This window comes from Neobacillus phoenicis (genome assembly GCF_047302305.1).
Lineage (GTDB): Bacteria > Bacillota > Bacilli > Bacillales > Cytobacillaceae > Neobacillus.
Genome location: NZ_CP154847.1, coordinates 3693333 through 3715874, shown reverse-complemented (window position 1 = coordinate 3715874; position 22542 = coordinate 3693333). Strand labels below are relative to the sequence as shown.

Here is a 22542-nt window from a genome sequence, read left to right as displayed (position 1 = left end):
TGTTTGGATTACTTTTTTATTATATAACAGAATAATATGCAATTAAAAGAATTTTTTTAATTGTTTAATTATTCTAATATATTAACACGTTAACGGATTAAAAAAGCACACTGAATGTTGAGGTTCAGTGCGCTTTGTCGTGGTTATTTTTTTATAAATGGCCACCAGTTGGCTTCACCAAATGTTCGTACCATTACAGGTACAAACAATGGCAATACCACAAGTGCATACAAGCCTAATCCAATTAATAGAATAGTAGCTATTTCGAGCAATGATAATACTCCCGATGGCATCATGGCAGCAAATGTACCACCTAAAATGATAGCAGCTGAAATGATAACAGTGCCCATCTTTTTCATGGAAAGAAGAATCGCCTGTTGAACGGGCATATCTCGATATTCATTAAATCTGTCCATTAAGAAAATGCTGTAGTCGATGCCTAGCGCCACCAGAATGACAAATGCGAAGAATGGTACCGCCCAGCTGATACCCGTATAGCCTAACCAGTTAACGAAGATCGTTTCGGAAATGGCCATAGATGTAAAGTATGTTAAGACTAATGATCCGATTAAATAGAGTGGCATAATGAGCGAGCGAAGTAAAATAATTAATATAATACTAATACCTACCAACATTAAGAAAACTGTACGAGAATAATCAGCTTCTGAAATGGTGTCTAAATCATGGTGCATGCTGGAAACACCGCCAACTGCTACTTTTGCATTCTCAAGTTTAGTATCCTTGACCGCTCGTTTGACCGCCTGCTTTATTTCAGGAATGCGGTCAATCGCCTCATTGGAATATGGGTTTTTATTAAAGACTACATCTATCGTCATCACTTTCCTGTCGTGAGACATATAGGCATCAAGAGCCTGCTCGAAGTCCTTACTATTAAGAACATCTTGTGGAATGTAAAAACCATTCTGTTTTTCCTTCGATACATCTGAAAGATATTCTTGTGCAGAATTGAGACCATCATATACCTGATTTAGTCCATCGGCACTTTGTGCCAATCCGTCTGATAGCACCATGGTTTGACTTTTCGTTGATTCAAACCCTGTAAGAAGCTGCTTCTGACCCTCACTAATGGTACTTAATCCCCCAGTAAATTGCGGAATCCCATCAACTGCTTTCTCCTGACCAGCAGCCATTTGATCGAGATAGCCTTCTAGTTGATTGATACCTGGGATTAGTTGCTCCATCCCATTAATTAGTGCTTCCTGACCTGCAATTATTTCGCTAAATTTACTGTTGGCATAAGCGATTCCATCTAGGGCTCCTTTTAAGCCAGTGTTTAGTTGCTCCATCCCTGCAGTTAGTTCTTTTGTAGCTGCTTGAGAGCCCTGAACAGTCTGTTTAATGGTTTGATAGTTTTGATTATCTTTTATACCAATATATTCTTTTTCTAAATTACTAAAATATGGATTTATGGATAGTAAGGCTTGGTGTAGAGAGTCTAGTCCGCTTGCCGTTTTTTCATAGTTCTCTCTTAGAGTACCTAACCCAGCTTCTGTTTTTTTGTATCCATCAAAGAGCTGTTTACTTCCGGCTAATACCTCAGCAGAATTCGCCTTAATCTGCTCCAACCCTTTTTTAGCCTTACCAGCCCCTATAGAACCAGCTTTCAGTCCTTGTTCAATTTGATAGAGACCTCCCTGGAGTTCACCTAATTTTGTTTTTATCGTATTGGTGCCTGTAATTAACTGACTAATTCCATCAGTTGCTTCCTGCATTTTTGGTTGGTTCGAGCCCATTTGGCTTGCTGCCTCTTCTAGGCCGTCACTGATTTTTTTAATTCCCTCATTACTCTGGCCAAGCCCGTCTTCTAGACTTACAACTTGTTTAGAGATGTAAAAGTCGTCAATGGGTGTACCGGTTGGACGTGTAACAGATCGTACGATTTCTACATCATTTACTTTTATTAATTCTTGACTGATCTTTTCAGTAATCGCAATATACTCCGATGTGTTCATTTGATCATCATTTTTAATGACAATTTGAGTCGGCATGGATTCACCAGGGCCAAATGAATCAGATATGATATTGAATCCTTTTATGGAAGGATATTCGTCACTAATTTCCTCAAGAGAGTTAAACGATAATTGGTCATCATAGGTAAATAAAAATGGGACAGAAATGAGAGCAACTAAGATAAAAGCAATTAAGGGACGCGCTAACGCAAATTTACCCATAAAGCCCCAGAATTTACTTTCACCGTGTTCAAGATTACCCTTTGAGGGCCAAAACAGTTTTTTGCCCAATACAGCCATGAAGAATGGAACTACCGTAACGAGTGCGATTAATAAAATGGCAACACCCACAGCTACCGCAGCCGCAGATTTGTAAAGCTGGAATGTGGAAAGTCCAATGGATGCAAAACCAATCATAACAGCAACACCACTAAAGAAAACCGTCTTACCAGCTGTACGATAAGTGGTGATAATTGCCTCAGTCACATCTTTTCCTTCAGCCATTTCTTCTTTAAAACGGCTGAGGAGCAAAATACAATAGTCGGTTCCTATTCCAAAAAGTACAGCCACTAAGAAAATTTGGGTAAAGGTTGATAACGGAAAATCAACCTTATCAACTAATAGTGCGACAATGGATTGGGCAGTAAGGTAACTAAAACCAACTGTTACCAATGGAATAATGGGGGCTATAGCAGATCTGAAAACAAGTAAAAGGACAACAAGGATAAATCCAACGGTGATGCCCTCTGTTTTTTTCAATCCTTCTTGAGAATTGGTGATGAGATCCTCACTAATTACCCAATTCCCTGTGTAATAATGATCGAGTTTAATTTGATCAATTGCATTATACAAATCTTTTGAAATTTCTTTTGCTTCCCGATTATTGGCTGTTACATTCACAGAGACCAAAATCGTTTTTCCATCCTTCGCTACAAGCTGGTCTTTTAATTCCTCTTGTTTAAAATGAGTGAGGATTTCTGTAATACCAAGTTCTTTTTTATTTTTTTCAAGCGTAGAAACCGCCTTTTCTGCTTGCCTAAAATCTTCGTTGGTCAATTTCTTATCGCTATGGAACACGAGTGCTGTCTGTAAATCTCTGCCTTTATTTTCACTGGATTGAACGTCATTTAGGATTTTCTCAGCAAGGGTTGAAGAGTAGCCTTCTGGAACGGAAATTTGTCCTTTCTCCCTTACAAGGCCTTCCATATTTGGTGCCAGCATAAAAAGAGTAGCAATCACAGCAATCCAAGCGACTAGAATGAACCATTTTCCTTTTATAATCGCGTTCAAGGATTATTCCCCCAGTTCTTCCTTTTTCTTGTTAGTTAAAATCGCAGCTAACTTTTCATAAGTATTCACAAAGTTAACGATTTCCGTTTCATCAAATTGGGTAATAATCGATTCGACTAGTAATCGTACTTTTTCTTGGCAATCCTGAAATAAGGCTTCCCCTGCAACAGTCAATGTTAAATAAACCACTCTTCGGTCGTTTTCATCGCGTGTTCGCTGAATCAGTCCTCTTTCTACCATTCGGTTAATAATCGCTGTTATGGCACTTTTATTCACTTCAAATGCATCAGCTAATTCAGAAGAGGTACATTCCTTGAATTGGTGGATGTATCGTAATATGTAGTGCTGGTCATTAGTCAATTCATTACCGATTTGTCCCTTAATTAATGACTCGGCTTTTTTGTGTACCTGAAAGGATAATGTCACATAGCGGTCAATCAATTCCTGTACGGTTTTATTATCCATTTCCTACACCTCCCCTTTTTGGAAAAGTAGTTCACTTGTTTAACTATTCACTTGTTTAACTATAGAACAAAGAAAAATTTCAGTCAATATTTTCCCTTAAGGAAAAATTAAGGATTGAAAGCAATAATACTTTATGAAAACTTTGAGCTTCCTGGTTAAGAGTCCAGGTATGAAAAAGGAGTAGAAAATTAATGAAAAAATGGGTGTTACTAACGATAGGCATACTGGTAATTGGTTTTGTTGGCTATCAATATTTTTCAACAAAAACAAAGAGCCAAACAGCATCAGCACAGGTAAGAACGGCAAATGTTCAAAAAGGAACGCTAGAAGTTAAAATCAGTGGATCAGGAACCGTTCAGCCAGTAACGAGTGAAGATATTAAAGCAAAAGACAATAACAATGAAATTGATGAAGTGTTAGTTACTGCAGGTGAAGAGGTTAAAGAAGGGGATGAACTAATTACTTTTACGGATGGAAGTGATCCAATCACTGCAACAGCTGCGGGAATCGTCACTACTATTGCTGTTTCAGCTGGTGAACGGGTAACAAGTGGACAAGTTGTTGCACATGTTACGAACTATAAAGACTTGGAGACAGTGGTACAAATAGATGAACTTGATATTCCTAAGATTAAAAAAGATCAAACTGTAGATATCAAAATAAATGCCTTCCCAGACCAAACCTATACAGGTAAGGTAACAGATATCGCTGAAGAGGGAACTTCATCCAATGGTGTGTCTACCTTTGATGTAACGATACATATTGGTAAACCAGATAATCTTAAAGTTGGTATGAGTACAGAGGCTAGTATTTTAACAGCGAGTAAAAAGGATGCATTATATGTACCGCTAGATGCCATTCACAGCAGTAATAATGAAAAATATGTCCTAGTAACATCAGCCGCAGACAATTCACAATCTAATGGTGGTACAGAGCAACAAATGGTAAAAACGGGATTAGCTAATGAAGATTATGTAGAAATTACCGAAGGTTTAAAAGAAGGAGAAGTTGTTCAATTACCACAGCTTGCCACTGGAACCTCTTCAAACAATACAAGAGGCTTCATACAAGGTGGAGGATTTGGCGGTGGAAATATGGGCGGAATGGGCGGTTTTAACCGCAGTGGTGGTCGTCAAGGACAATTTAGTGGAAGGACCGGTAACTAATGATGACTAAGCCAATTATTCAAATCAAAGATTTAATGAAGACATACCAGCTTGGAGGAGAAACTGTCCATGCTCTCAATAAAGTTTCAATTGAAATAGAGCAAGGAGAATTCTTAGCCATCATTGGTCCATCTGGTTCCGGAAAGTCCACACTAATGAACATGTTAGGCTGCCTCGACAGACCGCAGTCGGGAACCTATTTATTGGATGGAAAAGACATCAGGAAGATGAATGACAATCAATTGGCGACGATTAGAAATAAAAAAATAGGATTTATCTTTCAAAATTTTAATCTCTTAACTAAATTAACAGCACTTGAAAATGTGGAATTGCCATTGTTATATAGCGGGGTTCCCACCAAAGAACGACGGGAGAGAGCTTTAAAAAGCCTTGAAAAAGTAGGGTTAAAGGATAGGGCCAGCCATCTACCAACCCAGCTTTCAGGGGGACAGCAGCAACGGGTGGCGATTGCTAGAGCACTTGTAGGAAATCCATCCATTCTTCTTGCGGATGAACCAACAGGTGCACTTGATAGCAAAACTAGTAAAGAAATTCTACTAATTATGCAAGAACTTAATGAATTAGGGCATACGATTATTTTAATTACGCATGACTTAGCAATAGCGAAGCAAGCGAAGAGAATGGTAAGTATTCAAGATGGCCAGCTTCAAGAAAACGGGGGTGAACTTGTTGGGAATTATTCAATCTATTAAAATGGCACTCCGCAGTATTAGAGGGAATAAGCTTAGGTCTGCTTTAACAATGCTGGGCATGATTATTGGAGTGTCCTCCGTCATCATACTTGTTTCAATTGCACAGGGATCAGCCAAAAATGTGACGAGTCAGATTAATCAGCTGGGAACAAACTTATTAACCATTAATACCTTTGGCTCAGATTTAGCACTATCAGAAGATAAAATCGATGAACTTAGTAAACTAAATGGTGTGAAGGCGATTTCCCCTGTTGTTTCTGGCCGGGTAAATGTAAAAAAAGATAAAAACTCGTCACAAGTGACACTAACGGGAACTAATGCTGCCTATTCCACTGTGCGTGACACAAAGGTAAGTGCGGGGCGTTTCATAACAGATCTAGATAACGAATATAGACAAAAAATTGTAGTAATCGGAGCAGATACGGCTTCTACCTTTTTTGGTGCAGAAAACCCAGTGGGTCAATACATTCAAATTGAGGGAACATCCTTTAAAGTAGTCGGTGTCCTAGTATCAAAAGGGAGTTCACTTGGACAAAGCGGTGATAATGTGGTTATCGTCCCACTAAGTACGGGCCAGCGTTTAGTCAAGAGTACAACAATTAATCAAGTATATCTTCAAGGAAAAAGCGAAGACCAAATGGACTATGTCATGAACGAAGTGGAAATGAAAATGGCTTCGTTATTTCCTAATAAAAGTGATTCCTATAGTGTAACAAACCAGCAGGATTTAATGGATACGATGAGTTCTGTGACAGATACGATGACTATGATGCTTGGCGGGATTGCAAGTATTTCTCTACTTGTTGGAGGAATAGGTATTATGAATATTATGTTAGTATCTGTTTCAGAACGAACAAAAGAAATTGGTATTCGTAAGGCAATCGGGGCGAAAAGACGAGATGTCCTGTTACAATTTCTGATTGAAGCGGTCGTTTTAAGTGGAGTAGGAGGGGTTATTGGGATTTTAGCTGGAGTAGGCATAGGGAAAATATTATCCTCTTTATTAAGTTTAACCGTATCGTTTACTTCATCTGTAATGGTATTATCGTTTTTATTCTCGTTGGCTGTTGGTGTGATATTTGGTGTATTCCCTGCAAATAAGGCATCCAAATTGAATCCTATTCAAGCTCTGCGGTATGAATAAACAGAGAAAAAGCGGTTCGCTTCTTTTGGGGCCACTTTGTATCCTATATAATTTAAAATAGACTTTTTTACTAGGAGAGATAGAGAGATGCGTTTACTTGTTGTAGAAGATAATCTTTCGTTACTGGAATCGATTGTTGAACTTTTATCAGACGAATTCGAGGTAGACCAAGCAACGAACGGTGAAGATGCTTTATTTCTAGCCATGCAAAATATCCATGATGCCATTGTTTTAGATGTCATGATTCCTGAAATCGATGGATTTGAGGTACTCCAGACAATTAGAAAAGAAGGCTTAAAAATACCAGTCCTTTTTCTAACTGCCAGAGATTCCCTTGAGGACCGTGTGAAGGGACTTGATAGCGGCGGAGATGATTACTTAGTGAAGCCATTTCAAGCGGCTGAGTTAAAAGCAAGAATTCGTGCATTATTACGTAGAAGTGGCAGCCTAACAACCAATCAGACTCTTCAATATCGTGAAATTGAATTGTTGGGAAAAGAAAGAGACATTCTTGTAAATGGAGATCCAATTAAACTTACCTCGAAACAATATGAGTTATTAGAATATCTGATTCAAAATAAAGGGGCTATTTTAACAAAAGAACAAATATATGATCGTGTCTGGGGTTTCGATTCTGATACAACAATAGCTATCGTTGAGGTCTTCATGCATCATCTTCGTAAAAAACTTGAACCTTCAGGGTATCATGTTGATATAAAAACGATTCGTGGCGTAGGTTATATGCTTAACGAAGAGTAGGGGGCGCAAATGTTCCGACAAACACATATACGATTAACTTATATTAATTCCATTGTCTTTATTGTACTTATTAGCATTCTTGGAAGCACCATCTATTTTTATACGGAAAGTAGATTATATAAGGATGTCAATCAGTCGTTACAGGAGTCTCTTGACCACTTTCAGGAACAACCAAGACCTGGAATTGGGCCTGATAAAGATGACGTTCGAGAGGGAGAAGGAAAGCAATTTTTACGGTTCATGCGAAGAGATCCAAGAATTATGACATTAATATGGGATGAAAATAAAAAACTTATAGGAGAGCAGAATCGTGAAGCTAACCTGTTTCTCGATTATGAAAACGCTATTCGTCCTAAGGCATTAAACAGCCTAGAGGACGTAGAAGTGGAGGAGTTTTCTTATAGGTATGTAGCGTTCGAAGTTGACCATCCTGAATTAGGGAAAGTGACGGTTCAATTTATTCGAAACGTTAACTCTGAAAAAGAATTACTCAACCGGCTATTATTAATTATTACAGTGGGTATTGGAATTGGAGTGGTATTAGCTGTAATCTCTGGATATTTCTTAGCAGGAAAGGCACTCGTCCCAATTAAAAGAGCTTGGCAAAAGCAGACTGAATTTGTTTCGGATGCATCACATGAATTAAGAACCCCTTTAGCAGTAATCCAGGCAAAAACGGATATTCTTTTTCGATCACCAAACGCAACTATTCAGGACAAAATTTTAGATATATCCGCGATTTCAAACGAATCACGAAGACTCTCGAAACTCGTTGCTAATTTATTGACGTTGGCAAGATCTGATTCCGATCAAATTGAAATGAAGAAAAAAACTTTTCGGCTAGATGAACTATTAAAAGAAATTATTCATCATTATGAAGAAATTGCTATGTACCAAGAAAAAACGCTTCAGTTCAGTGCGCTTGAACCTGTTGAATTTTTCGCGGATAAAGAAAGAATTCACCAGCTTATTGTCATTCTATTGGATAATGCAATGAAATATACAAAGGAGGGGGGAGAAATCCTGTTATCCTGTAGACAAAGTCACTCGTCGATTTACTTGGAAGTGAAAGATAACGGGATTGGAATCCCAGAAGAAGATATTCCAAAAATTTTCGATCGTTTTTATCAAAGTGACAAAGCTCGTACTGCGGCTGAAGGAACAGGTTTGGGGTTATCTATTGCTAAGTGGATTATTGAGAAACACCATGGAAGGACAAAGGTTCAAAGTATCCTTGGTCAAGGAACAACAATTGAGATTATTTTCCCAAGAGCCCAAAAAAATTAATTTTGGGTTCTTTTTTAAGGAAATCTTAAGGAAACCTCCACATAATGGGCTTATAAATGGAAAGAACAATCGTTGAGAGGAGAAACGCAGTAATGAAGAAAGTAAGAAAAGCACACTTATGGATAGGGTTAATAGCTTCAGTATTAATTTTTATGGAGTCGCTTACTGGATTATTAATGAACGAACCTTGGTTAATGGGACAAACTCAATTCGAAGGGGATAGAGGGAACTTTCAACCAGGACAGTTCAATCGCGGGCAATTTAGACAGGGTGCCGGGCAAATAAGTGGTCAAATCCAGGGGCAGAATGGGTTTATTCGCAACGGTCAATCTCAAGGACAAGCTGGCATCGAGGGGCAGAATGGCACAAATGAAAATGGCCAATTTCAAGGGTCTCCTGGCTTTGGGCGGAATAGGAATTTTCCTGAAGGAGTTCGTGGTGAAGGAATGGGACAAGGCTCATTCATGAGCACCATCCGTGGTCTTCATGAAGGTAGAATCGGAAATACAAATGTGAAATGGCTGATAGATCTAACGGCTATCGCTATGATGTTCCTTACTGGTTCAGGTATCTATTTATCTACTCAAATTCTGCGTGCCGATAGAAAGAGAAAAAAGCGTCAATTAGAAGATCTGGAAGTTTTGTAAGGCAAATACCCGAAAAAGGCTGACAAAATAGTCAGCCTTTTTTGCATACTATTCAACAATGATGGTGCCTTTAAACATTTCCATTCCGCAGCTAAATGTAAATTCGCCACTTTTCTCAGGAGTAAAAGTGAGATTCGTTGTACCAACTTTTAAATTAACATCGTTTAAATCAAAGTCTGGAATCTTAAATGTAGATAAACAGCTATCTTCCAGTGGATTGTTAATTTCGAGTACTACAGGAATGCCTTTTTTTACACGAATGACGTTTGGTGTGTATCCAGTTTCTGTAACGAGCATTTTTACTTTAGGTGAGCTTTCTTTCGTGACATCCACCTCTGTTTTAGCCATTTTCTGGGTACCGGTTTCCATTTTAGCTTCGGTTTGTGCCGTCTCGCTTTTTCCAGGAACTTTTACCATATCCGTGCTATACATAAACAAAAACAGTGAGACGAGTACAACTCCACCTGCAATTATGGCAAAAGGTGATAGCTCATTGGTATCGATAGAAAATTTATTATTTGTAGTCACATAAATGTAGACAATTACAAATCCGATAATAACAATATAGAAACCTAATAATATACCTAATAAAATGCTAGGGTTGATATATTGTAGGAATAACCCAAGAATGGCTCCATTAATTCCCCCAATTAATCCAAAGATGGATGACATCAGTATTGCTAGTAACCCAATTGGGTGTCCTGCTAAGAAGCCAATAACGAATCCAATGATCATGCTGACGCCAACGGCTAAGAATGTCTCGCCCGAAAGGATTCCAATGATACTGCCGGTTAACAAGCCACTAATAATGGCAATCACCATGCTAAGCAGGATACCCGGGGTGTTATTTAGCTTAATTTTATTACGGTATACAAGAAAAATAGAATAACCGGTCCCTAACGCAACGATCACTGCCGATATAATTGAAAAAATAGTCATCTTTTTGTCTCCTCAAATGTGGGCTTATCCAATTTAATAAAATAAACAACATATGAGTATTATAAATGCAAATTATGGTTTCAAAATGGTCTATTAAGAGATTTGTATGAACGTTTTATGAATCTTGCTGAGGAAATAGGTGGAGGAAGGAATTTTGGAGTCAGTTCTAGTCTTTTTTCTCTTTATCAATCGTATTTTTGTAAATTCGTTTAAGTGCTTCATTTTGCATTCTAATGTATTCAAGTGAAAATTCTTTCTATGCTTTCTCTCCGTCGACCGGTTCCTTTTCTTCTTTTGACATGAAAGTCACCTCTTTACTTAATTACTTGAATTTTACACGTTTTATCCTCTAGTTTAAAGCCAATTCTAAATTTCCTCACACTTTGTCGCGAAATATTCCCTTTTCGAATTGACTTTTATGAAGATGAAATATATAATTTCTTCAAAAATACTATTGAAACGATGACGGGGATTAGTAAAATGAAGTTTGTCTTACAAAGAGAGGAAACCATTGGTGTGAGGTTTCTTAAGACGGTCATTTGAACCTGCCTCTGAGTTCTGTATCGGAAATTATGAAGATACATGCGGATCAAATCCGTTATCATGCAAAGAGTTTAAAGCGAATGCTTTATGAATTTAGGGTGGTACCGCCAGACCTTGGTCCCTTTTTTGGGATTAGGGTCTTTTTGTATTTATAGCGGAAGTTCTGTTGTATTTATTTTAATAAATTTAATGAGGTGTCAAAATGGCAAAGGAATTTGTAAAAGATGTCACTGCGATGGATGAGGACTTTGCACAGTGGTATACAGATGTTGTAACAAAAGCTGATTTAATCGACTATTCAAGCGTCCGCGGATCGATGATTATCCGTCCGTATGGATATGCTTTATGGGATAACATTAAAAATGAATTAGATCGTCGAATCAAAGAAACAGGACATGAAAATGTCTATATGCCTTTATTCATTCCAGAAAGCTTACTGCAGAAGGAAAAAGACCATGTCGAAGGTTTTGCTCCTGAAGTAGCTTGGGTTACACACGGTGGTTCTGAAGAGTTAGCAGAGCGTTTGGTTGTTCGTCCAACTTCAGAGGTTCTTTTCTGTGAGCACTATAGCAATATCATTCATTCGTACAGAGATTTACCAAAGCTTTATAACCAATGGGCTAACGTTGTTCGTTGGGAAAAAACAACACGTCCATTCTTACGTACATTAGAGTTTTTATGGCAGGAAGGCCATACTGCCCATGCAACGGATGAAGAGGCAATGGAAGAAACCATTAAAATGTTAAATGTATATGCTGCAGTTTGTGAAGAAATTCTTGCGATTCCAGTTGTAAAAGGACAAAAAACGGAAAAAGAAAAGTTTGCTGGTGCGAAAGCGACATTTACAATTGAAAGCTTAATGCATGACGGAAAAGCATTACAGTCTGGTACCTCTCACCACTTCGGTACAGGTTTTGCGGAAGCCTTTAACATTCAGTACACGGATAAAGAAGGTAAACTACAATATGTTCACCAAACATCGTGGGGCTTTACAACAAGAATCATTGGAGCATTAATCATGGTGCATGGTGACGACCGCGGTCTTGTCATTCCTCCAAAAGCGGCTCCAACACAAGTGATGATTGTGCCTATCGCTCAGCATAAAGAAGGCGTGCTGGACTTTGCATATGATTTGAAAAAGTCGCTTGGGAAGGTCGCACGTGTTGATATTGACGCAAGCGATAAAAAGCCTGGCTGGAAATTCAATGAGTATGAAATGAAAGGTGTTCCAGTTCGTTTAGAAGTTGGACCAAAAGACATTGAAAATAAACAGGTTGTATTAGTAAGACGTGATACTTTAGAAAAAGTGATTGTTCCTATGGAAGAGTTAGAAACAAAACTTGTTACATTATTGGATGAAATTCAGACTAATCTATACAACAAAGCATTGAATCATCGCGAAGAAAGAACTTCTGTAGCGACTACACTTCCTGAGTTAAAAGAAACTCTAGAAGCAAAACCAGGCTTTATCAAAGCTATGTGGTGTGAAGATTTAGCCTGTGAGGAAAAAATCAAAGAAGAAACAGGGGCAACATCAAGATGTATGCCATTTGAGCAAGAACAAGTTTCTGATAAATGTGTATGCTGCGGCAAAGAAGCTAATAAGATGGTTTATTGGGCAAAAGCATACTAAGATTTGTGGGCTCTTCCTTTATGGAAGGGCCTTTTTTGTTTGGGGTGGCGGTTATTATTGGTGAGCGCTATGGTTTTGTAGAATTAGCTTAATTTTGTGTAGAAAAAACAAGAATTTGTGTAGAAAAATCAAAAAATTGTGTAGAATTAATTTGATTTCGTGTAGAAAAACCCTGATTTTATGTAGAAATAATCCAAAATTGTGTAGAAAAAATTTTTATTAAAAGGAATTTACGTCATCCTAGCGAATTGTATAGTAGGTAAAGGGAGGATTTAAACATGAAACCGATACTCATCGACTTTCCAGAGCAGTTTACCACTGAAAGACTACTCATTCGCAAGCCCATGCCTGGAGATGGCAAAGGTGTATATGATGCAATGCAGGCTTCTTTAAACGAACTGAAAGAATATATGCCTTGGGCACATAGAAATCAAACAGAAGAAGATGTCGAAGTGAATATGAGGGAAGCACATGCAAAGTTTTTGACACGTGAAGACCTTAGGCTGCACCTCTATGATAAAGAAACCGGGGAATTTATCGGGTCGTCTGGCTTACATAGGATTAACTGGAGTGTTCCAAAGTTTGAAATTGGTTACTGGATTGATACCCGCCATAGTGGAAAGGGCTATATCACAGAAGCGACACAAGCAATCACTGAATTTGCTTTTACGGAGCTGAAAGCACGTCGAGTGGAAATTCGCTGCGACTCGACTAATACGAAAAGTCGGGCAATTCCAGAAAAGTTAGGATTCACATTAGAAGGAATTTTAAAAAACGAAGGATTGTCAGCCGACGGGAAAGAAGTTAGAGATACCTGCGTTTATGCAAAAATAAAATAACCTTAAAGAGGTTGACTCAGGTGAGTCAACCTCTTTATCAATCTAGTAAGTACCTCTTTAAATAAAACTTTGTAATGGCCAAATATTCACGAGTATAGGATTTTACTACAGCTTGTAATGGGTTTTTTGCAGGCAGCCCGTTTATTTTTAAACCCTGGTCTCTTGCAATCGAAACAGCCCGATAAATATGAAAGGTATTGGTTACTACTAATCCTAACTGCGCATTTTTAGGAATGAGCTTTCTAGAGTAATTAATATTTTCATAGGTATCAGTAGAGCGGTCTTCTAACAGAATTCTAGACTCACTAATACCACGCTTGATTAATTCTCTTTTAATGCACTCAGCCTCAGAAATATCCTCACCAGGACCTTTCCCACCAGAAGCGATAACAATGGTATCTTTGTTTTCCTTTAAATAGTTCGCGGCCGATTTTATCCGGCTTGCAAATGCAAGAGAAGGTACCGTCCCTTTAACCCTTGCTCCGAGTACAATGATATAATCAGCATTTTTGGGCACCTTCACATGGGTAAACTGGCTAATTTTAAACTGTAATACACCAACATAAATCAGTCCTATTGCCACAAGAATACTCAAATAGGACAACATCCTTTTCTTCTTTTTCATCCATTCAAATCCATTTCATATGATTTTTTTAAACTATTAAATCTATCTTAATAATAGAATAAATTGGATGATTTAACCAACATATTTTTCCATAAAAAAGAGGCTGAGTATCAGCCTCCTTATTCACATACCCAAGACAATCCAATTGTACCTACACCTGTATGCACACCTGCAACCGTAATGAGCATTAATATTTCAGTTTCAATTGAAGGGAAAGTTTCTCTTATTACTTTTTCTAGTTCTGTTGCTTTTTTGATATCGTTTGCATGAACAATAGCAACCTTTTTCACTGATTTGGTTTCAAGGTCTTCTTTCAATTTGTTTACAAGCCAAGCAATGACCTTTTTCTCTGTACGAACTTTGTCTTTAATTTTGGCTGCTCCCTCTTCAATCGATAAAATGGGTTTTATGTTAAAAAGTGATGCTAATATTTTTTGACTCCCTGACACCCTGCCGCTTTTATGAAGCTGATCTAGGTTTGAAGGGACTAAGTATAAGCGTGTTTGGTCAAGAAGTCCGTTTAATTGGGACATAATATCGTGTATTTCCAAGCCCTGTTCGGCGAGCTCGATTCCCCTTTTAATTAAAAAAGAAAGGGGATACGAACCTGTTTGTGAATCGAGCGCAAATAGTTTAAAGTCTTCCATTTCAGCTGCCATAACAGATGATTGATAGGTTCCAGTTAGTAAACTAGAAGCATGAATGGCAACACCGAAATCATATTCTTCTTTTAATTTACTATATAAGTCTACAAAGTCTGAAATTGAGGGCTGTGAGGATTGAAATTTACCTTCCTCATTTTTCATTCTTTCATAAAATTCTTCTTCAGTAATCTCAACTGTTTCCTTGTAAAATTCATCATTAATTACAACGTGCAGGGGAATTACATGTATATGATGCTGCTCTATAAATTCTTTACTTAGAGATGCAGTCGTATCAGTGATCCACGCAATCTTTGCCTTATTCATAAAATCCTCTTCCTCCAGTGGAAATCTCTTGTTTATTTACAATATACCCTGAATAGAGCCTACTACACGTGTAACTTATTCATTATTTCACAATTCTATTAATAAGTATAAAAATAGGAAAAAGGGTACGTAGTATTAATAACTCAATAAAACAATACAAGAGCGATAAATAACTCGTCAAGTTACATTTGTCATACCCAAACCAAACTATTTTTATCATTTAAACTACTCTTTTGAAAAGGGAGAATTGTAGAAAGTTTAGTGAATCTATGATTTTCGAACTAGTTCAAATTATTCAAATATAACGATGTGTGATTTGAATCACTTTGTTAGTGTGGTTAATTTCATATAATCACTATGCAGACAGTGAAAACGTATTTAGGAGTGATTATTTTGTTAGAACAAAAAACAATTGAAATTATTAAATCTACTGTTCCGGTATTAGAAAAGCATGGAGAAACGATTACCACACGATTCTATCAACTTATGTTTGGGAATCATCCTGAACTATTAAATATCTTTAATCATGCGAACCAAAAGCAAGGTCGCCAACAAAAAGCATTAGCAGGCACAGTTTACGCTGCAGCCATGTACATTGATAACCTGGAAGCTATTCTTCCTGTAGTAAAACAGATTGCTCATAAGCACAGAAGTCTCGGTATTAAACCTGAGCATTATCCGATTGTTGGAAAGCATTTGCTACTTGCTATTAAGGATGTACTAGGAGATGCAGCAACTGATGAGATCATTGATGCATGGGGCCAAGCTTATAACCTGATTGCTGACGCTTTTATCAGTGTCGAGGCTGAAATGTATGAGGAGACTGCAACGCAAGATGGCGGCTGGGATGGCTTCCGAAATTTTGTTGTAGACCGAAAAGTAGTTGAAAGCGATGTAATTACCTCTTTTTACTTAAAACCCGAAGATAAAAAGGGAATTGCCACTTTTATTCCTGGTCAATATATTAGCATCAAGATGGAAATTGGTGGAGAAGAGTTTACACATATTCGTCAATACAGCTTATCCGATGCTCCAGGAAGAGACTACTATAGAATTAGTGTGAAACGCGAAGCGGGAACGGAAAATCCAGACGGAATGGTATCAAATTATCTCCATGATGGTGTTAAGGAAGGCGAAATCTTAAAAGTAAGCGCACCAGCTGGTGATTTTATTCTTGATACAAAAAAGAATACGCCTGTTGTTTTACTTAGTGGTGGTGTCGGGTTAACACCAATGATGAGTATGTTAAAAACGCTCGTTGAAATTCAGCCTAGTAGGGAAGTAACTTTTGTCCATGCAGCTGCGAATGGGAATGTGCATGCACTTAGAAATGAAGTGGATGAGCAATCCAAGCTAGAAACAGTTAAATCCTTTTTCTTCTACGATTCACCAACTGAAGAAGACCGAATGAATAATCGTTTTGATGTAGAAGGATATATTACACGTGAATGGTTAGAAGATAAGGTCTCTGTAGATAATGCAGACGTTTATTTCTGTGGACCAGTACCTTTTATGAAGGCAATCAATCGCTTTTTAAAAGACCTAGGAGTTAACGAAGAAAGAATTCACTTTGAATTCTTTGGCCCAATGGGTAATTTAGAAGAATAGAAAGAAAATGTGCCGGTTCCCAAAATGGGAATCGGCTTTTTATTATGTAAAAAGGCTATATTAAAGCTCATTTTATATTTTGCACTCTGTTAATTGGAGCGGAAGGTGCGAAGACTCCTGCGGGAGTACGGGGCAGGGGAGACCCCGCAGGAGCGTAGTGACGAGGAGGCTCCCCGGCACGCCCGCGGAAAGCGAAGCACCTGGAGCGGAATTCAACATGCAAGTTTAATTAAGCTTTGAAAAAGTATAAAAAAGTTAAGAAATCATGAACGTTTATGAGTTTAAGACATTGAAAGTTTGATTCAAACCTGAACTATGATTAAATAATAGAAAAGGCCGCCAGAAAGGATGTTTTTAATGAGTAAAAATGTCATACGTTCTATTACTGCCATCGCCGTATTATTTTGCCTCGTCTGGCTTGTAGGGCTCGGCTGGGCGGTAGGAGAATATTATGCAGGGAAGCCAGAAAAAGTTCCTGAAAGAACGACTGAAAAAACAGAAGTGAAAAGTAAAAAAGGACTAAACATTGTCGCTTTAGGAGATTCGTTAACTAGGGGAACTGGTGATGAAACGGGAAAGGGGTATGTAGGGGTCTTAATGGATGAAATAAAAGAAAAGACAAAAGGACCTGTGCAACTAACCAACCTGGGGATCAATGGACAAAGATCAGATCAGCTTCGTAAACAGGTACAAGAAAAAGAAGTGGGGCGGCAGATTGAAAAAGCAGACTTAGTTCTTGTCACGATTGGCGGCAACGATTTGTTCCGAGGTGGACAAGCGATAATGGATTTCGGAAATGATGATATTGCGACAATTGAGAAAAAGTATCTTGAAAATCTTAAGGCTATATTCGAACAAATCAGAAAGAATAATCCTGATGCCAATGTGTTTTTTATTGGATTGTATAATCCATTTATTAATTTAGACCAGGGAAAAGAAATGTCAAAAGTAGTCCGTCATTGGAATTATGATAGTGCAGAAGTAAGTGCGGCTTTTCCAAAGATTATTTTCGTACCAACCTTTGACTTATTTGAGTTGAAAGTCAATGATTATCTGTATTCTGATAAGTTTCATCCAAATTCAAAAGGATACCGTTTAATTGCAGAACGTGTAGCCTCATTGCTCACCTGGTAAGGAGAGGAAACCGATGGAGAAAAAAATCACATTAGAAGTTAAAAATTTAAAAAAAGAAATCGGAAGAAAAGAAATTATTAAAGGGTTAACGTTTGATTTACGTGAGGGTGAAGTGTTTGGGTTCTTGGGACCGAATGGGGCTGGGAAAACAACAACGATCCGTATGCTTGTTGGTCTGATTAAGCCAACCTCTGGAACTATCCAAATTTGCGGATATAATATTGAAACTCATTTTTATGAGGCAATGAAAAACCTTGGCTGTATTGTTGAAAACCCAGAATTATATCCCTATCTATCTGGCTATAATAATTTGCTTCATTTTGCCCGAATGATTGAAGGAATAGGAGAAGATCGGATCAAAGAGGTGACAGAATTAGTCGGTCTCAGTGAAAGGATCCATGATAAAGTGAAAACCTACTCATTAGGGATGAGACAGCGTTTAGGTATTGCTCAAGCCTTGCTCGGAAAACCGAAAGTGCTAATCCTTGATGAGCCGACAAATGGGTTGGATCCGGCTGGAATCCGTGAAATGCGCCAGTTTATTCGCTTTTTAGCAGAGAAAGAAGGACTAAGCGTCCTTGTCTCTAGTCATTTATTAAGTGAAATTCAATTACTTTGTGATCGGGTTGCTATTATTTCAAAAGGCACGGTCATTCGGACTGATACGGTTCTCCAATTGTTGTCAAATCGGGAAAAAGTAGTTTGGCAGGTACATCCGATTGAATTGGGAAGGACCATATTAGCTTCTTTAACAGCGATTGAAGAGAGAGAAGATGGTACGATTATGACAGAGTTTGACGAACAAAAAACACCAGAATGGAATAAACAGCTTGTTCTTGCAGGTGTTTCTGTTACGGAAATGAATCGAAAAATGCCAGTACTTGAAGATTTATTCCTCGAACTTACGGGGAGGGATTCCATTGAATAAATTAATTCAAAATGAAATGATGAAATTAATTGCCAAGAAAAGGCTAGTAGTCATTGCCCTCATTATTGGCGTTTTAGTAATTTTATTTACATATGCACAATATAAACAAGTTGAAACGCAACGAGAAAAATTAGGGACTAGTGATTGGCGCACAATTCTGCAGCAGCAAATAGTGGATACGACAAACCGGTTGAGCAGTAGTCGTATTACTGATGAATGGAAGAAGCAACTGCAAATATCCTTACAACAACAACAATATTATCTTGACCATGATATTAATCCCGCTGAACCGGGCGCACCTACATTTATGAGGGTTTTTTTGGAAAATTCAATTGACCTGTTTATTCCTTTAATGGTCATGGTTATTGCCAGTGATTTAGTTTCCTCTGAGCATAGTTTAGGTTCAATTAAGCTTTTGTTGACGAGACCCGTAAGAAGATGGAAGGTTTTATTGAGCAAATATATCACACTGTGTTTAGCTGTTTCGTTGATTATTGCCATTGCAGGGTTACTTTCTTATATTATTTCTGGGTTGGTTTTTGGATATAGCGGCTGGGGCGCACCCATTTTAACAGGGTTTAATGTGACGGAAACAGGATTAAATACTTCAGAGGTGAAGCTCATCAGTTTGTGGAAGTTCCTGCTAATGGATTTTGGGCTAGTATGGTTTGTCTCTATCGTAGTGGGGACACTCTCGTTTATGTTATCTGTTTTAATTCGAAGTACTGCTGCTGGCATGGGAGTGATGCTGGCTGCACTAATCTCAGGAGCGATTTTAAGTAATATGGTTTCATCTTGGGAATCAGCTAAGTATTTCTTTATGGTCAACCTACGTTTAACAGATTACATGAAGGGATCTGCTCCTCCAATCGAAGGAATGAACCTCTCCTTCTCAATGATGGTGTTGTTCGTTTGGTGGGCAGCAGCACTACTCGTCTCCTTCGTGGTCTTTACAAAAAAGGATGTTTATTAATAATTGGCTATGCTAATGAGCAATGGTGAATATAATAACTATGTTGATTGGAGCGGAAGGCAGAAGACTTCTGCGGGAGTACGGGCAGGGGAGACCCCCACAGGAGCGAAGCGACGAGGAGGCTCCCCGTCGCGCCCGCGAACCGCTCGCGCCTGGAGCGGAAATCAACATACAAGGTTAATTAATGAGGTTAACTTCTTTGAATTGGAGTTAACCTTTTTTAGTTTTAGGCTGTGTTATCATTCATTGTTGATTTTCGTCTAGGTAGGAGAATTCATAAGCGGAGAATTTCCGGCTATTGTATATAGAGACAGATTAAGAAGCAGAAATAAGCGGAGATATTCCGGCTATTGTATAAAAAGTAAGCTGAAGAGGCAGAAATAAGCGGAGAATTTCCGCTTAACTGCTCTAAAACAAGACAAAATCCATCGATTTGGAGTATATAACCGGAAAAACTCCCCTTATTTTTAAGGAAATAGGGGTATTTCCCAATTTAAGCGGAATTTTTCCGTTTATTTTTCAAACACTGTGAAATCAACATTCAGTTATAACAAAGCCTAGTTTTAAAGGAAATCAAAATAACTTTTGTGAAAATAGTTTAAATTTGATAGAAAATTATAAATTTTATAAAATAGAATAATATAAATGCACCTAAACGGAGGGGTAAATATGGCTTTTGAAATAAAAAAAATTGACCATATCCAACTTGCAGCACCAAATGGCTGTGAAGAGGCTGCAAGAAACTTTTTTGGCGAAATTCTTGGACTTATGGAGGTAGAGAAGCCAGAAGAATTAAAAAAGCGTGGAGGAGTTTGGTTTGAGTTTGGAACCTTCCAGCTTCATATTGGCGTCGAAGACCCGTTCTCACCTGCAAAAAAGGCACATCCAGCGTTTGTTGTTGAAAACATTGAGGAACTAAAAAAACACTTGAATAAATATGAGATACCATTTCAAGAGGATGATCATCTACCTGGAGCAAGCCGTATTCATGTAAATGATCCATTTGGTAATCGGCTTGAATTTCTAGAATGGGAATAATCCATTTTCTAACCTACCCTTTCTTTATAAAAAAGGCTGTGTGAAAGGTTTATGTTGTTTTATAGACAATGTTGATTGGAGCGGAAGGCACGAAGACTCCTGCGGGAGTACGGGGCAGGGGAGACCCCGCAGGAGCAAAGCGACGAGGAGGCTCCCCGGCACGCCCGCGGAAAGCGAAGTGCCTGGAGCGGAAATCAACAGGCCTGTTTAACACAGCCATAAAAAAATAGCCCCATTCCAACATTGGAAATGGGGCTTCAAGTGTTTTTAATAGGGATGTAGGACCAAAAATATAAGGCCAAATTAATCAATTTACTAGCAGGATGAGGGGACAGCCTGCCAGAGGGATAGTGACACAATACCTTTTGCCGGGCATTACTGTTTAGCAGTTACTTTTACAGGTTCATGACTAACACCTATGTGTTGTTTGAAAATTAAAGAAGGACCACCAAGGTTAAACAGGTAACGTGCCTCAATAACCTGTTTCATAAATGCGGCAAATAACCCAGAAAGACGGAAGTTTCCGACCTTTCCTACTGCAGCCCAGTTGCCGATTGAGGCAACAGAGCCTTTATGATGATATTCAAATGCTTTTAATTCACTACCACGAATTGTAGAAACGATATTTTTTGCACAAACATCAGCTTGTTGTAAAGCAACCTGAGCAGTAGGAGGTAAAGAAGATTTTTCATCCTTCATGAATATTGAGCAATCACCTATACTAAAGATGTTTTTCATATTCTCAACCCGTAAATAACGGTCTACCGGTAGTTTGCCTTTCAGCATTGGTAAGCCACATCGTTGAATAATAGTATTTCCTTTCACCCCGCAAGACCAGATTAGTGTTTTTGTTGGGATTTCCATACCATTCTCAAGGTAAACCTTTTCGGGAGTGCACTCGAAAATTTTCATACCTGTTAATAATTCAACATTATGTTTTTCTAACACTTCAGTTGTATACTCGATTGATTCTTTAGGGAAGAAAGGAATGACGGAAGGTGCAGCTTCTATCGCAACGATCTTTACTTTTTCAAAGGGCACCTCGTACTGTTTACATAGCTTTGGAAGACCTTCTGCAAGTTCTCCAAGCATCTCAACTCCTGTAAATCCACCCCCTGCAACAACAAAGGTTAGGCGTGCAGGATCTAGATCTCCCTTGTAAAGGTTTAGTTGTTTAATAATCTGATTATATATTGCTTTTGAACTTCTAAAGCTTCGAATTTCGAATGCATGTTCTTTTATTCCAGGAATTCCGAAGGTCTCCACTTCAAAACCGAGTGAAATTAATAAATAATCATACTCAACAGTGTCGCCACCTTCGAGGTATACTTCTTGGGTATTAATATCGATTGAGGAGACAGTTCCCTTTTTAAAAAAGGTCTTGGCCGGATCAATTAGTTCAGGAATGAACATGGCAATTTGTTTATCAGCTGCGGTCCCGACACCTGTTTTATGCAATTGTGTCGTTATATAGTGATAATCATGTTTATTTATTAAGGTTACATCTGCTTCACCCGATTTTAGCAACTTCTCAAGTTTCCTACTCGTAATAATTCCACCGTATCCTGCACCTAAAATAACGATTTTGGGTCTTTTCATTATAATCACTCCCGTTTTTCAATAAAGAATACTATTGGTCTAACATGTGAAATATTTCACATAAAAACTTTAAAAAATGAGAGCTAAAAGCTCTTTTTATGTGAAATATTTCACAAACATTCTATATTCATAGAATACGATATATTTAAAGTTAAAACAAGTAATTTATCCACTAAAATTTTGACAAAATGGTAAATTATTTTTGATAAATTGGGAAAGATAACCACGTGCCTCAAATTGATTTAATTAATGTAAAAATAAGAAGTGGAAGGTG

General features: G+C 38.0%; 19 protein-coding genes and 1 other annotated feature. Of the genes, 13 read left to right on the top strand and 6 right to left on the bottom strand.

All coding sequences use genetic code 11. The features are described from left to right. Positions 1-143 precede the first annotated feature (143 nt). Positions 144-3260 (bottom strand): MMPL family transporter, encoded by a 3117-nt coding sequence (locus tag AA0X95_RS19220; RefSeq protein WP_413300667.1) that lies wholly within the window; start codon positions 3258-3260, stop codon positions 144-146. 3 nt (positions 3261-3263) lie between these two features. Next, a complete protein-coding gene (locus AA0X95_RS19215) occupies positions 3264-3725 on the bottom strand; it encodes a MarR family winged helix-turn-helix transcriptional regulator (RefSeq protein ID WP_413300665.1) in 462 nt (153 codons plus the stop codon). A 191-nt stretch (positions 3726-3916) separates the two neighbouring features. Here AA0X95_RS19215 and AA0X95_RS19210 point away from each other — a divergent pair, with 191 nt between their 5' ends. The 6 genes from AA0X95_RS19210 (at position 3917) to AA0X95_RS19185 (ending at position 9441) form a co-directional block, all read left to right on the top strand. Continuing rightward, complete coding sequence (locus tag AA0X95_RS19210; protein WP_413300663.1) at positions 3917-4891, top strand: efflux RND transporter periplasmic adaptor subunit; 975 nt, start codon at positions 3917-3919, stop codon at positions 4889-4891. A 2-nt stretch (positions 4892-4893) separates the two neighbouring features. Continuing rightward, entirely contained in the window at positions 4894-5604 is a 711-nt protein-coding gene (locus tag AA0X95_RS19205) for an ABC transporter ATP-binding protein (protein WP_413310113.1), read from the top strand. After that, positions 5582-6748 (top strand): ABC transporter permease, encoded by a 1167-nt coding sequence (locus AA0X95_RS19200; RefSeq protein WP_413300661.1) that lies wholly within the window; start codon positions 5582-5584, stop codon positions 6746-6748. The genes AA0X95_RS19205 and AA0X95_RS19200 overlap by 23 nt, the downstream gene beginning before the upstream one ends. An 87-nt stretch (positions 6749-6835) precedes the next feature. After that, positions 6836-7507, top strand: coding sequence for a response regulator transcription factor (locus AA0X95_RS19195; RefSeq protein WP_413300659.1), 672 nt, complete (start codon positions 6836-6838; stop codon positions 7505-7507). 9 nt (positions 7508-7516) lie between these two features. Beyond that, positions 7517-8794 carry a sensor histidine kinase gene (locus tag AA0X95_RS19190; protein ID WP_413300657.1) on the top strand — a complete coding sequence of 426 codons (1278 nt, stop codon included), beginning with the start codon at positions 7517-7519 and terminating at the stop codon, positions 8792-8794. 56 nt (positions 8795-8850) lie between these two features. Then, positions 8851-9441 (top strand): PepSY-associated TM helix domain-containing protein, encoded by a 591-nt coding sequence (locus AA0X95_RS19185; RefSeq protein ID WP_413300655.1) that lies wholly within the window; start codon positions 8851-8853, stop codon positions 9439-9441. 48 nt (positions 9442-9489) lie between these two features. Here AA0X95_RS19185 and AA0X95_RS19180 read toward each other — a convergent pair whose 3' ends face one another. Continuing rightward, positions 9490-10380, bottom strand: a complete 891-nt coding sequence (locus tag AA0X95_RS19180; protein WP_413300653.1) for a cupredoxin domain-containing protein — start codon at positions 10378-10380, stop codon at positions 9490-9492. Positions 10381-10833: 453 nt separating this feature from the next. Further along, positions 10834-11049 (top strand) — a binding site (T-box leader). Between the two features lie 76 nt (positions 11050-11125). Here AA0X95_RS19180 and proS point away from each other — a divergent pair. Further along, a complete protein-coding gene (proS, locus tag AA0X95_RS19175; RefSeq protein WP_413300651.1) occupies positions 11126-12556 on the top strand; it encodes a proline--tRNA ligase in 1431 nt (476 codons plus the stop codon). Positions 12557-12834: 278 nt separating this feature from the next. Beyond that, positions 12835-13395, top strand: coding sequence for a GNAT family N-acetyltransferase (locus AA0X95_RS19170; protein ID WP_413300649.1), 561 nt, complete (start codon positions 12835-12837; stop codon positions 13393-13395). Positions 13396-13432: 37 nt separating this feature from the next. On the opposite strand, the gene AA0X95_RS19165 is transcribed toward AA0X95_RS19170, so the two are convergent. Then, positions 13433-14020 carry a YdcF family protein gene (locus tag AA0X95_RS19165; RefSeq protein WP_413300647.1) on the bottom strand — a complete coding sequence of 196 codons (588 nt, stop codon included), beginning with the start codon at positions 14018-14020 and terminating at the stop codon, positions 13433-13435. Between the two features lie 119 nt (positions 14021-14139). Further along, entirely contained in the window at positions 14140-14988 is an 849-nt protein-coding gene (locus AA0X95_RS19160) for a DegV family protein (protein WP_413300645.1), read from the bottom strand. A 393-nt stretch (positions 14989-15381) separates the two neighbouring features. On the opposite strand from AA0X95_RS19160, the gene hmpA reads away from it, so the two are divergent. The 5 genes from hmpA (at position 15382) to AA0X95_RS19135 (ending at position 20669) form a co-directional block, all read left to right on the top strand. After that, positions 15382-16596 (top strand): NO-inducible flavohemoprotein, encoded by a 1215-nt coding sequence (gene hmpA, locus AA0X95_RS19155; RefSeq protein ID WP_413300643.1) that lies wholly within the window; start codon positions 15382-15384, stop codon positions 16594-16596. A 357-nt stretch (positions 16597-16953) separates the two neighbouring features. After that, positions 16954-17730 carry an SGNH/GDSL hydrolase family protein gene (locus tag AA0X95_RS19150; protein ID WP_413300641.1) on the top strand — a complete coding sequence of 259 codons (777 nt, stop codon included), beginning with the start codon at positions 16954-16956 and terminating at the stop codon, positions 17728-17730. A 13-nt stretch (positions 17731-17743) separates the two neighbouring features. Next, the gene (locus AA0X95_RS19145) at positions 17744-18658 is read left to right on the top strand and encodes an ABC transporter ATP-binding protein (RefSeq protein WP_413300639.1); all 915 of its coding nucleotides are present in this window, start codon (positions 17744-17746) and stop codon (positions 18656-18658) included. Continuing rightward, positions 18651-19631, top strand: coding sequence for an ABC transporter permease subunit (locus AA0X95_RS19140; protein ID WP_413300637.1), 981 nt, complete (start codon positions 18651-18653; stop codon positions 19629-19631). The genes AA0X95_RS19145 and AA0X95_RS19140 overlap by 8 nt, the downstream gene beginning before the upstream one ends. Before the next feature lie 669 nt (positions 19632-20300). Further along, complete coding sequence (locus tag AA0X95_RS19135) at positions 20301-20669, top strand: VOC family protein (RefSeq protein WP_413300635.1); 369 nt, start codon at positions 20301-20303, stop codon at positions 20667-20669. 375 nt (positions 20670-21044) lie between these two features. Here AA0X95_RS19135 and AA0X95_RS19130 read toward each other — a convergent pair whose 3' ends face one another. Next, on the bottom strand, positions 21045-22268 hold the full coding sequence (locus AA0X95_RS19130) for an NAD(P)/FAD-dependent oxidoreductase (RefSeq protein ID WP_413300633.1): 1224 nt from the start codon (positions 22266-22268) through the stop codon (positions 21045-21047). Between the last annotated feature and the right edge of the window lie 274 nt (positions 22269-22542).